Source organism: Pseudomonas sp. RL_5y_Pfl2_73 (assembly GCF_963970515.1).
In the GTDB taxonomy this organism is placed as follows: domain Bacteria; phylum Pseudomonadota; class Gammaproteobacteria; order Pseudomonadales; family Pseudomonadaceae; genus Aquipseudomonas.
This window is the reverse complement of record NZ_CAXAPD010000016.1, coordinates 136635-148709: the sequence shown is the minus strand read 5'-3', so window position 1 is coordinate 148709 and position 12075 is coordinate 136635. Positions and strand designations below refer to the sequence as shown.

Here is a 12075-nt window from a genome sequence, read left to right as displayed (position 1 = left end):
GTAAAGGTAAACTTTTTCGACTTTGGCGTCGGGACGCATCATGAGGTGCTGGCTCCGGAAAGAGATCGGGAGCGCAGCATCGGGCTTCAATGGGCGGCTTTGAATGTGTGGGTGATGGATCGTTTACGTTGATAGGCGCTACGTGACAGGTGATCTGCTCATAGCGTTCGCACGCATAAGCCGCGCGCAATTCGTGGAAGCCTTTGAGGTTGTGCTGATGAAGGATGTCTCGGGCGGTACGGACGATTTCCCGTTGGAAATCGAGGTAACTTTCGTTCGGTGCCAGCAGGTTGCAGCTGCCGTTGGGTGAGACCTGTCCGGCAAACCTCAGTGCGTCACGAATATGATTATCTGCCGTAATCCAGCGAGGTGCCGACGCACCTGAACGGCCCCCTTTGGTGCCGTCCTGGATGTTGATCTTGCCAAGTTGTTCGGCCTCATCTTTTAGACGCGGTAGGTCGGCCAAAATGGCCTCGCGTAAGCGCATGCCGGTGGCTCGCGCTAATTGAACGATAGCCGCGGCGCGTGGCAGTTGGTGTTCGCAGAGGGCGTCTACGATCCGCTTCACCTGTTCGCGGTCTTGGCCTTGCGGCACCGAGCGGCGAACACTGGTTCGCTGCATTCCCAGCGCCTTGCTCGGACTCGGCACTTTCACATATTGATCACCGCGAAGCGCGGCCATGGTCCGATTCACACTGGACAACCGGTTTTGCGCGGTGGTGATGGCAAGGTCGCCTTGTTCAACGTGGTGACGCAGATGTATCGCGTAGTCCACCAAGGTTTGCCGATCTATTTGCCGTGCATCGTTAAACCCGGGCCCATCCTTCGACCGACACCATCGCACAAACGCCTGCCACCGATCACTGTGCGCCCTGATCGTGCCGTAACGCCCGCCGCCAAACAGATCCCGCAATGCCTGCGGCCCGGCATAGCTCAGCTGCCGACCATAGCCAAAATTACGCCCATCTCGTTTACCGACCAACGCCATGATCAAACTCCTCTCGAAGCCAAAATCTTTGAAACCTTCCCCACGTCATCCCGCCAAGAATGTTGAGTGTTATCAGGGATCAAGGCCCCTGCGACCTGTGAGGGTTGTCCACTAACGCGGGACTTGCGGCTCCTTACGACCGGGAGCTTGGGCATCTCATGATCTGACCTCCTGGGCACTTCCGAAGAAGTGGGCGGGTGGAGGCTGCACTGGCTGACGAGACCAGCGCCGCGAGATCCTGAGTCGGGTGAAGGCAGTGACGCGATGACCGGGGCATGCCTGACTGTCACTCAGGTGCAGTCCATTCCCTGGTCTGCGGCATCATCATCTGCATCGCTGTTGCTGGTGACTTCGGTGTTTGTCACGCCGATTGTCACGAGGGGGAATGCCGCAAAGCCTTGTACGAGGTGGGCTGCAGCAGCGGTAGGAGCGCCCGTCTCTTTCCGTAAGAAAGAGACGGGCGCAGGTTGGCGCAATGAAATGGCCAAGCGGATGGATTGCTGCAGGGCAGCTATGAAAGGGGATGAGTTGCCGCAGTGGGCACACTGGTAAAAGTAGGCATCCATCACATCGCTGTGAGCGTGCGAGCTGCCGGACGCTAATCGCACTTTGGGAGAACCACCACGGTGTGGCGTAGCCTTAAAGGTTCTGGCTACCTGGGTTGCTGTCAACGACAGCGCTTTGCCCGATCTTTTCTACGCCTGTGGATAATTCGGGTCAAGGCTCGAATTTTCGGGAGTTCTGCGGCTGTGGATGAAATTATCCACCGGTGGAAATCAGTGGTTTTCCACAGACAGTTACTTGGACTTTCGATTTTTTAAGTGAGGTCGATCCAAGCAGGGCGGCTTTGCAGCCCTGTTTGGATGGACCCGCGTGGAAAAGCGGATCACTGAGATATGAAGACCGAGCGCTTACTCGGTTGCGCCACGTTTTGCTTTTAGGCGAGTAACGTTCGCTCCGGTCTGGTTCGCGAATTCGTGTGGAGTGACATGCTCCTGCCGGTTGGTCTCCAGGTACCGGCTCCACCAGTTCATGATCAGCCTGCGCTCCTCGATGAACTCGGCCTTGTGGATGTAAGCGGCGCGGACGTTGTTGCGTTCCTTGTGGCTCATCTGCCTTTCAATGGCGGTCTCGGACCACAGTCCGGACTCGATCAGTGCGCTGCAGGCCATTGAACGAAACCCATGCCCGCAGATATCGGTTTTGGTGTCGTATCCCATCGTCCGTAGCGCGTTGTTCACGGTATTTTCGGACATGGGCTTCCAGGGTTTGGCATCCCCTGCGAAGACCAACGCGAATTTACCGGTGAGGGCGTGGATCTGTTCAAGCAGAGTCACCGCTTGCGGCGATAAGGGTACTAAATGGATATCCCCTGCCATCTTCGTACCCCTTGTGGAAAAGGGTACTCCCTCCAGCGCTGGCCGAGTGTCCGGTATCTCCCAGGTGCCGCGCTTGAGGTCGAACTCGCTCCAGCGTGCGAAACGTAGCTCGCTGGAGCGTACAAACACATGCAGCGATAGCATCACCGTCAGGCGGGTAAGTGCGCGGCCTTTATAGGTGTCGATCCGCTCCTGCAGTTCCGGCAGTCGTGATAAGGGTAGAGCGGGGCGATGTACCACCCGCGGGGCTTTGATCGAGCCTTCGAGGTCGTAAGCAGGGTTTGCGGTGATAAGCCGGAGGCGTTTTGCCTCGCGCATGATGCTCTGCAGGTAGTTTTGTACCCTTAAAGCAACGTCTATCGTTCCGCGCTTCTTGATCGCTTCCAAGGGCTGCATGAGGTCATGGGTGTCGAGGTCGACAATGGCGCGGGCGCCGATCAGCGGGAACACGTGGGTTTTGAGGCGGCTCATCACTGTCTTGGAGTGGCCTGGTGCCCACTTGGCCGACATTTCCGTGTGCCAGTCCAGCGCAACGCTTTCAAAGGTTCTGCCTTTGATCACGGCTTCCGCCTTGGCTTGGTGCTTGGTCTCTATGGGGTCAATGCCATCCGCCAGCATTCGCTTGACCTCCAAGCGCTTGCGGCGCGCATCGGCGAGGCCGATGACAGGGTAGTTGCCAAACGAGGTCAATCCTTCGCGTCCGTCAGGTTTGACGTAACGGAGCCGCCAGCCTTTGCGGCCATTGGGTTGGACTAGGAGGTAGAGGCCATCGCCGTCGAAAAGCTTGTAGGCGCGGTCTGTAGGTTTTGCCAAGCGGCAAGCTGCGTCGGAGAGCGGAGCTGTGGTGCGCGACATAAGGGTACTCCCTTTTATCGAAGTGACCTGTATCCCAAACTCTACCCTTAAAACGGTTGGAATCCACCAGTTTCTGACGGAAATCGATGGAACGCCAAAACGAAAAAACCCGCCAGAAGGCGGGTTTTTCGGGGGTTCCAGAGATTTTGAAAGCTTTCTATGGAACCTTGTATGGTGCCGGCACCAGGAGTCGAACCCGGGACCTACTGATTACAAGTCAGTTGCTCTACCAACTGAGCTATACCGGCGTGTGGGCGACGATTATAGCGATTGGGTGCGTTCTGTAAACCCCTGAATTCTGACTATTTTTGCGCAAGCCCGGCTTAGGTGCGGTGGAGCAGGTTTCGCCGTTTGTTCAGGGCTCGCCAAGTGCGGCTGTTTTGCATGCCGTGGAGTTGGGCTTCGGCCTGTTCAGCCCGGTGCAGGGCGGCGCTGAGCGGTTGGTCTGCGGCGTCGACGGGGTGGCTGAATTTGTGGCTTTTGCCGAGTTGAAGGCCGGCCAGGTGGCAGGGTGGGATGTCGAAGGCGGGTTTGAGGGCCAGGTCGATCACGATACGTTGGGCTGTTGAATAGCACGGGCGCGGTGGAGGCAATGACTGGCGCGGGGCAGCACGGAATTCGGCGGTTATGTCGTTTCGCTTAGACGCTTATGCACAACGGGCAGGATGAGACGTAGGGCATCTTGCGATTTTGTGACCGCTTTCGCATTTCGTCGCAAATGCCTGTTTTCATGGTTTTTTATCCATATGAACAAAAAATGACCAACGTTGATTCGGTCAGGAAATCGCGAATTGATTGGATCCGAGTTTATTTCATCAACAGAGTTATCCACAGGGTGTTTCATCTCAGCAACGCTCTGCCAGCAACATCAGATTGCGCGGGGTGAGCGGTGTTTCGCAGAAGGTACCGAGGCGAACCTGGTAGCCTTTTTGACTGAGGAAAAGCGCCCGATCCAGCACCAGCCAAAGCTCCAGTGGCCGTCGGAAAAGGCCTCGCAGCAACTCCAGGTTGCGCACCTCGGCCAGGCGTTGATGGCCTGCTGCTTCCAGGGCGAGCCAATCCGGCGTGCCGACTGTGGATAAGTCTTTCAGGGCCGCGAGATCGATGCAGTACTGGGCGAAGGATTTTTCCAGCCAGGCGCTGGGCAGTGAGGGGGTAGGCAGGTAGTCGTCGCGCCCCCTGATGTGCCGTTGCAGCAGGTCGAAACCCAGGCGCCAGGCCATGGAGTGGTCCCGTTGTCTTCTGACGCGGGCGCCAGCGGTGACGGTTTCGGTCAGCGGCAGGCTGAGATCGTCGAGCGACAGCTGTAGGGCAGAGCCCTTGGCGGCGTCGGACAGCGCTTGATAGCGCTCGCTGCTGATGCGGTTGTAACAGCACGGTGCGATAGCCAGTTGTGCACAGCCGACGGCGCTGGCCAGGTGCATCAAACGCACATGCAGGTCGCCGCAGGCGTGCAGGGCCACAGGCGTGTGTCCGGGGTGGAGCGCCTGGACGGCGTCCGCTGCCAGCACGTCTTGTTGCACGTGCGTGGCGGGCAGGTGATGGCGCTGGCTCAGTTGTTGGCCGCAGGCGACCAGGGCGGGGTCGTACTCCAGGCAGGTCAGTTGCTGAGCACCGTGCAGCAGGCGTCGACCGAGGTGGCCTTTGCCGGCGCACCAATCCAGCCAGTGGGTCGGTTGGGTGGTGAAGTGCAGGCGGCTGGCGAAGGCTTCGATCTGTTGCCATTTGCGCCCGGGCACGTCGACGTTGAGGCGATGGCTTGGGGCTTCGAGTGTACTGGCGGGCAATTGTGCGACCGCGCTTAATGCACGGGAGACAGCGGCCAATTCCGGAAATGGCGCTGGCGCGTCTGCCATCAACCATGGCTGATGATGGTCATTTTCCGCCGCTTCCAGTGAACGCTGGCGTAGCCATCGGGACAGTTCCGGGTGGGACGTTTGCCAAGGCAGCTGCAGATGGGTGAACGGACGTGGTTTCCACAGTGCCTGGTGCGTCGTGAGAAACGCGTCCAGCGCCGTGAAGCGGGCGAGCAGGGCCTCGCCCGTCAGCACGCCGCTGTCAGCGCCCTTGGCAGGCATCGACGCGCAACCAGCGCTCCAGCTGCTTGAAGCCTTGCACCAGTAGGAAAGACATCAACAGGTAGAACATACCGGCGGCGAAGAAGATCTCTACCGGCAGGTAGGTCCGGGCAATGATGGTCCGGGCCATGCCGGTGAGTTCCAGCAAGGTCACGGTACTCGCCAGGGCACTGGCCTTGAGCATCAGGATCACTTCGTTGCTGTAGGCCGGCAGGCCGATGCGCGCGGCACGGGGAAGCATGATGTAGAACAACGCCTTGGGCCGCGACATGCCCAGGGCCCGTGCGGCTTCGATCTCGCCCCGTGGGATGGCCTGGATCGCGCCGCGCAGGATTTCGGCGATGTAGGCGGCGGTGTGCAGGGTCATGGTGACTGTGGCGCACCAGAACGGATCCCGCAGGTACGGCCACAGCGCGCTGCTGCGCACGGCATCGAACTGCGCCAGGCCGTAATAGACCAAAAACAGCTGGACCAGCAGCGGCGTGCCACGGAAAAAGAAGATGTAGGCGTAGGGCAATGCCCGCACCTGCCATAGGCGCGAAGAGCGGGCGATGCCCAGGGGAATCGCCAGCAGCAGCCCGGCGATCACGGCGATGGCCACCAGCTCCAGGGTCAGTGTGGCGCCCTGGGCCAGCTTTGGCAGCCACTTGATGATGACGTCCCAGTTCATTGGGTGCTCCTGGTAAATCCACGGGCGGCGCGTCGTTCCAGCAGGTGCATGCCAATCATGGCGAGCACTGTCAGGCCCAGGTACATGAGCGCTGCGACCGTATAGAAGGTGAACGGTTGCTTGGACACGGTCACGCCGATTTGCGCATGGCGCATGATTTCTTCCAGGCCGATCACCGAGACCAGCGCGGTGTCCTTCATCAGGATCATGAACAGGTTGCCCAGGCCAGGCAGGGCGATGCGCCACATCTGCGGCATGATCAATCGGGTGAAGATCCGCCACTTCGATAGGCCCAGGGCTACGCCGGCCTCACGATGGCCCTTGGGGATCGCCAGGATCGCGCCGCGAAAGACTTCTGTGGCGTAGGCGCCAAAGCACAGGCCCAGGGCAATCACCCCGGCGGCGAAGGCGTCGAGGGCGAGGTCGGGTTTGCCGAAATACTCACCCAGGGCACGCATCAGGTTGACGGTGCCGAAATAGATCAACAGCACCCAGAGCAATTCCGGGATGCCACGAACCAGTGTCGAATAGGTGCCGCCCAGCCATTGCAGCGGCTTGTATGGCGAGGTTTTGGCCAAGGCGCCAAGCAGGCCGAGCACCAGCCCCAGGCTCAAGGCCGACAGTGCCAGCTTGACGGTCATCAGCGCGCCGGCGGCAAGCGCCGGGCCGAATCCGTAGAGATCGATCATCATGGGTAAGAATTCATATCGCGGCAGGCTTTGCTAAGGGCCGGCGCTGCCAGGCAGCTGCGCCGGCCAGGCACGTCAATATCAATAGATACTGAACGGGAAGTACTTGTCGTTGATCTTTTTATAGGTGCCGTCGGCTACGATTTCTTTCAAGGCCGCGTTCAGCTTGTTTTGCAGCGGGTCACCTTTGCGCACGGCGATGCCGATCTTGTCGCTTTCCTCCACCGGGTCGCCCTTGAATTCGTAATCACGGCCCGCATCGGTTTTCAGCCAGTCGTAGTTCACGTATTTGTCCGCCAGGATCGCGTCGACGCGGCCGGAGGTCAGGTCCAGGTAGGCGTTATCCTGGGTGTCGTAGAGCTTGATGGTGATGTCGCTGCCCATTTCATCTTCCAGCCAGGTGCCAGCGAGGGTGGCGCGTTGTGCCCCGATGACCTTGCCGTTGAGTGACGCTTTATCGGTTTTGAAGTCGACGTTTTTTGGCGCGATGAATTGCAGTTTGTTGGAGTAGTACGGGTCGGTGAAGTCCACGGCCTGCTTGCGTTCTTCAGTGATCGACAGCGACGAGATCAGGAAGTCGAACTTCTTGGCGTTCAGGGCCGGGATGATGCCGTCCCAGTCGGAAGTGACCACTTCGCACTCGACTTTCATCTTGGCGCACAGGGCATCGCCGATGTCCTTGTCGAAGCCGACCACGTTGCCGCTGGCATCTTTGTTGTTGAACGGCGGATAGGCCGCTTCGATGCCCATCTTCAGTTTGTCGGCCGCCATGGCGCTGGCCGAGAAGACCAGGCTGGCCGCTGCGGCCAGGAGGAATTTCTTGTAGGTCTGCATGTGTACTGCTCCGTTAGCGGTTGCTGGACATGAATTGTTTGCAGCGCGCCGAAAGCGGGTTTTCGAAGACCTGCTGTGGCGATCCTTGCTCCTCGACCAGGCCCTGATGAAGGAACACGACTTCGCTGGAAACCTGACGGGCGAACCCCATTTCATGGGTGACCAGCAGCATGGTGCGTCCTTCTTCGGCCAGGGCGCGGATCACACTAAGTACTTCCTGGACCATTTCCGGGTCAAGGGCGGAGGTGGGTTCGTCGAACAGAATCACCTTGGGCTGCATCGCCAGTGTGCGGGCGATGGCGGCGCGTTGTTGCTGGCCGCCGGACAGTTCGGCCGGGTAGGCGTGGCGCTTGTCGGCAATACCGACCTTGGCCAGTAGCGCTTCGGCCACTTCGACGGCTTCGGCCTTGCTCTGGCCAAGCACCCGGCGTGGCGCTTCGATGATGTTATCGAGCACGCTCATGTGCGGCCAAAGGTTGAAGTTCTGGAAGACAAAACCGATCTCGCTGCGCATGCGGTTGATCTGTTTGCCGTCGGCGGCCACCAGTTCACCGTTCTTTGCGGCTTTGAGCTTGAGCTCTTCGCCGGCCACCAGGATCTGGCCCTGGTTGGGGTTTTCCAGCAGGTTGATGCAGCGCAGGAATGTGGATTTGCCGGACCCGGAGGATCCGAGGATCGAGATCACATCGCCGTCGCGGGCGGTCAGCGAGACGCCTTTGAGCACCTCCTGCTGTCCGTAGCGTTTGTGCAGGTTGCGGATTTCAAGCGCGGGCGTGGCCTGGGCCATGTGCGGTCCTCATGGTATGTGCTCCCTTGCTGTTGGCTGCCTTCCTTGGCGAGGCGGCCAAGCTAGCATGCGTCCGAATGGCAGCCAACAGCGTTACGGGCGGTAAACCGGTGATGTGTGGCAGGTTGTCGCATCGGCACAGCAGACTGTCGCGCCATCAACAACCGAACGGCCGTTTGAACCTGGTTTACCGGTGAAAAGTCCGGGAGTCGCGTAAAAAAAGGCGCGATGGTGCCAGCTTTGGGCGGGGGTTGGAAGGGTTAACCGGATGAGCGTTCGTGTTGTGCCTGTTTATTGTCCTGGGAGGGGATTATCTGAATTCCTCTATTCCAATCCGCAGTGTGGGCAAGTTCCAATCGGTCTAAACCCATAGGGACGATTAATAATCAAACAAGCAGCCACACTTGGTTTTTTCCTGAGCGCGGGAGTTTCCATCATGAAATCCCTCCACCATTTGTTGTTGCCTTTCGTTGCCATCAGCATCCTGCTGTTCCCCATCGCCCTCAACGCCACCAACCTCGCGCCCATCGACAACGCAGGCGTCCAGGTCCAACCCATGCAGCAGAACGGCATCACTTACCTGTCGGGCGGTATCGGTGAGGATGAGGCCCGGGCCATCGGGCAGGCCCAGGGTTACAACTTGCACATGACATTCGCGGTTGGCCCGGAAAACAAATACATCCCGGATGTGGAGGTCACCGTCCAGAACGCGTCGGGGCAAACGCTGTTGACGCTGGATGAGGCCGGGCCGCTGGTTTACGTGCAATTGCCGCCGGGCAAGTACGACGTGGTGGCGACGCGCAATGGTGAGGCGCGGCGCGACACTGCTGAGATAGGCAGCGGGGCCGCGCGCAACCTGGTGTTCCATTGGAACGGTGACGAATAACCGGTCGGTTTATTCGCTGGCGGGTTCTTCCAGGGTCTGGCGGTAGCGGTCCAGTGCCTCGCTGAAGTCCTTGATGAACTCCGGTGTGCTGAGCCAGCGCTGGGCGGTCTCGCGGTCCATTTCATCGACCCACATGCGGTAGTCCACCAGCATGTCGGCGGCCAGGTTGGTCGCCGCCATGCTTTCGTTTTCGGCGTTTTTCAGGTCGAGCAGGCCTGGGCGCTCATTGATCATCACGCTCAGGGATGCGAGCAGCGTATCGAGCATTTCACTGCGGCTGATGGCCTCGGCGTCGCGCAGTTTGGCGAACAGTTCCAGCACGTAGACCGGCGGCTGGGCGGTGGCGTGGGCCGGGTCGCCATACATCGGGATCGATTTGCGCCCGGTCATGCGGATCTGTTTGGCTTTGTCTTTGGCGCGCTTGGCGCGTTTTTGCTGTTTGTTCAGTGAGGCCATTGGGCTTCGGTTTCCAATTCGTGAGGGGAGGTCCGCAACACCTGGATTGGAGGGCAATGGGATGCGGCCGGTGACGTGCAGGATAGCGTTCTTGGGGTAGGCGTTGCTGAAAAAACACACGAGAGGCGGTTATTGGGTGTTGGCTGCCACGTCTTCAAGCCGCGCCCGTTCGCGATCCAGCTCGTTGCGCAGCTCTTCTTCCGTGGGCAGCACCAATTGGTATTGGCTGGCGAACAACTGTTCATGGCCTTGCAACACGGAATAACGCACCACCGAGTCGTCTTTGCGCGCACAGAGAATGACGCCCACGGTAGGTTTGTCGTCAGGGCCGCGCTTGAGATCATCGTAGAGACGTACATACATATCCATCTGGCCGATGTCCTGGTGGCTGAGCTCGCCACGTTTGAGATCGACGATCACAAAGCACTTGAGCAGGTAGTTGTAGAAGACCAGGTCGATGTAGAAGTCTTTGCTTTCGGTGCTGATGCGTTGTTGGCGGGCGACAAAGGCGAAGCCTTTGCCCAGTTCCAGAAGGAAGCCTTGTAGCGGGTCGATCAAGGCCTGTTCAAGGTCGGTTTCCAGCAGCGTGCCGGTATTGGGCAGTCCTAGGAACTCAAGGCCCACCGGATCCCTGACGATGTCCCTGGGACCGAAATCCAGTTTCTCAAGATTGGCGGCCGCTTCCTGCTCTACCGCAGGCCGGTCGCGGCTTGCCAGGAGACGTTCGTAATAGAACGTGCCGATCTGTCGTTCCAAGGCGCGGGTGGACCAGTTTTGAGTGACGGCTTCGTTCATGTACCAACGGCGTGCATTCGCATTTTCGACGCGTAGCAGCGTTCGATAGTGAGTCCAGCTCAATTCGTGACGCAGTGCGTCACAGATTGGAAACGCCTGATAAAAGAGACGCATGTAGCGCAAATTTGAAGCATCAAACCCTTTCCCAAACCGCGCCGTCAGCACTTTCGCCAACGACGGTAGCAACCTTGCGCCGTAAGCCGCCCGTTCGGCGCCGCCCTGTTCGAATTCAATGATATGCCGGCCGATCTGCCAGCAGGTTTGTACCTGGAGCGTATCGACGGCACGCAGGACCTTCTGGCGTGCCTGGCGAATCAGCTCACCGAGTTCGTTGATCAAGGGGGCGAGCTGTGGGTCATCTTGAGGTAGCAGTGGCGTCATCGCAGTGTCCAGCCATTGAGAGGGGCGGACCGCAAGGATGCTCCTGGTGACGTTTCGATGATGCCGGACGGGGCTGATTGCTTGGGAGGAAAAATAGCTGATTGACGCAGGACGGGTATGACGCCGTCCCATGTTGGTTGACCTTGGCTTGTAGGAACTATTCCCGCAGCCTGTCAGCCACCGCGAACCCCTTCGCCACAAAGCGCTTGGCGGGTGACAGTCAGACCTTACCTTGCGCCAGTGCCTGGGATGCAGCCACATAATCGGCCTGGAATTGCTTGCTTTCCACCCAATCCAGCGCGGTCTGCTCATCCACACCGGTGGTCAAGCGGCGGTATTCGATCAATGCGGTAAAGATGAAGTCGGTCGCTTCTTCCTCACCTTCCTGCTCCAGCACCAACTCCAGCAGTGGATGCCCCAGGAAGGCGATGCACATGGCCTGCTGGCTGATCTTTTCGGCAGCGCCCATGAGTCGGAACATGTCCGATAGGTCCACGGTTTCCAGGTCGATGCGCTCGTCGTTCGGGTCGAGGAAATCGTTCGGCGCAGCAGCACGCTTAGTACGGTTCTGCTTGGCTTTCGCCTTGGCGCGCTGGCTGCGCTTCTGCTGTTTGTTGGCCGATGACATAGTCGGATTCCTGATGGATAAGGCTATCTATCCTACAGCTTCAGTGGGGGGGCTTCGAATCTCAATCCACTACCAAGAGCGTAGCTCCCGATGAGGTGGAGGATCGATGGGGCTCGGCCTGGTCGGCTACCTGGTAGCTCATGCCGGGCTTGAGCAAAAATTGCCGGCCATCGTCGAGTTCCGTATTGAGCTCGCCTTTGAGGCAAAACAGGATGTGGCCCTTGGTGCACCAATGGTCGGCCAGGTACCCCGGCGTATATTCCACCATCCGCACGCGAATGTTCCCGAACTGCTGGGTGCGCCAATACGCGGTTCCAGTGACGCCTTTGTGTTCGGTGGGCTCGATGGTTGACCAATCGGTGGTGCCAAAGGGGATGCCGGTGATGTCCATGTCGATTCGCTTGCTGGAGGGGAGCGGACGAATGTAGCCGAGTCGATAAGGCGCTGGAAGAAAATCCCGGACAATAAAAAACCCCGATCAATTGCTTGATCGGGGTTTTCGGTATTTGGTGCCCAGAGACGGAATCGAACCGCCGACACGGGGATTTTCAATCCCCTGCTCTACCGACTGAGCTATCTGGGCAACGGGGCGCATTAAACGGGTTTTTCAGGGGGGCGTCAAGCACGTTTTCAAAAAATATTTAATTAT

Annotated in this window: 12 protein-coding genes, 2 tRNA genes and 1 pseudogene; 1 reads left to right on the top strand and 14 read right to left on the bottom strand. The window is 58.9% G+C overall.

Annotation, left to right across the window (positions count from 1 at the left end):
* From AACY42_RS17270 to AACY42_RS17230, 9 genes and pseudogenes are all read right to left on the bottom strand, one after another.
* Window positions 1–988, bottom strand: a 988-nt coding sequence (locus AACY42_RS17270) for an integrase domain-containing protein (RefSeq protein WP_339481147.1), incomplete at its 3' end; no start/stop codon positions are given.
* Window positions 989–1899: 911 nt separating this feature from the next.
* Window positions 1900–3222 carry a tyrosine-type recombinase/integrase gene (locus AACY42_RS17265; RefSeq protein WP_339481145.1) on the bottom strand — a complete coding sequence of 441 codons (1323 nt, stop codon included), beginning with the start codon at window positions 3220–3222 and terminating at the stop codon, window positions 1900–1902.
* A gap of 172 nt (window positions 3223–3394) precedes the next feature.
* Window positions 3395–3470 (bottom strand) — tRNA-Thr (locus AACY42_RS17260).
* A 75-nt stretch (window positions 3471–3545) separates the two neighbouring features.
* A pseudogene (locus AACY42_RS17255) lies at window positions 3546–3764 on the bottom strand (FkbM family methyltransferase); the annotation flags it as partial.
* Window positions 3765–4067: 303 nt separating this feature from the next.
* Complete coding sequence (locus AACY42_RS17250) at window positions 4068–5300, bottom strand: methyltransferase (RefSeq protein ID WP_339481144.1); 1233 nt, start codon at window positions 5298–5300, stop codon at window positions 4068–4070.
* Entirely contained in the window at window positions 5281–5970 is a 690-nt protein-coding gene (locus AACY42_RS17245) for an ABC transporter permease (protein WP_339481142.1), read from the bottom strand. The genes AACY42_RS17250 and AACY42_RS17245 overlap by 20 nt, the downstream gene beginning before the upstream one ends.
* A complete protein-coding gene (locus tag AACY42_RS17240) occupies window positions 5967–6662 on the bottom strand; it encodes an ABC transporter permease (protein WP_339481141.1) in 696 nt (231 codons plus the stop codon). Before AACY42_RS17240 ends, AACY42_RS17245 begins: the two co-directional genes overlap by 4 nt.
* Before the next feature lie 78 nt (window positions 6663–6740).
* A complete protein-coding gene (locus AACY42_RS17235) occupies window positions 6741–7493 on the bottom strand; it encodes an ABC transporter substrate-binding protein (protein ID WP_339481140.1) in 753 nt (250 codons plus the stop codon).
* 13 nt (window positions 7494–7506) lie between these two features.
* Window positions 7507–8280: an ABC transporter ATP-binding protein gene (locus AACY42_RS17230; protein ID WP_339481139.1), complete on the bottom strand. Its 774-nt coding sequence runs from the start codon at window positions 8278–8280 to the stop codon at window positions 7507–7509.
* A gap of 436 nt (window positions 8281–8716) precedes the next feature.
* Here AACY42_RS17230 and AACY42_RS17225 point away from each other — a divergent pair, with 436 nt between their 5' ends.
* Entirely contained in the window at window positions 8717–9166 is a 450-nt protein-coding gene (locus AACY42_RS17225; RefSeq protein WP_339481137.1) for a carboxypeptidase regulatory-like domain-containing protein, read from the top strand.
* 9 nt (window positions 9167–9175) lie between these two features.
* Here AACY42_RS17225 and AACY42_RS17220 read toward each other — a convergent pair whose 3' ends face one another.
* From AACY42_RS17220 to AACY42_RS17200, 5 genes are all read right to left on the bottom strand, one after another.
* Window positions 9176–9622, bottom strand: coding sequence for a hypothetical protein (locus AACY42_RS17220; RefSeq protein ID WP_339481135.1), 447 nt, complete (start codon window positions 9620–9622; stop codon window positions 9176–9178).
* 129 nt (window positions 9623–9751) lie between these two features.
* Window positions 9752–10798 carry a PDDEXK nuclease domain-containing protein gene (locus AACY42_RS17215; RefSeq protein WP_339481133.1) on the bottom strand — a complete coding sequence of 349 codons (1047 nt, stop codon included), beginning with the start codon at window positions 10796–10798 and terminating at the stop codon, window positions 9752–9754.
* 220 nt (window positions 10799–11018) lie between these two features.
* Window positions 11019–11426, bottom strand: a complete 408-nt coding sequence (locus AACY42_RS17210; protein WP_014336090.1) for a hypothetical protein — start codon at window positions 11424–11426, stop codon at window positions 11019–11021.
* 61 nt (window positions 11427–11487) lie between these two features.
* Window positions 11488–11817: a DHCW motif cupin fold protein gene (locus AACY42_RS17205; protein WP_339481131.1), complete on the bottom strand. Its 330-nt coding sequence runs from the start codon at window positions 11815–11817 to the stop codon at window positions 11488–11490.
* Window positions 11818–11933: 116 nt separating this feature from the next.
* Window positions 11934–12009: transfer RNA gene (locus AACY42_RS17200), tRNA-Phe, on the bottom strand.
* Between the last annotated feature and the right edge of the window lie 66 nt (window positions 12010–12075).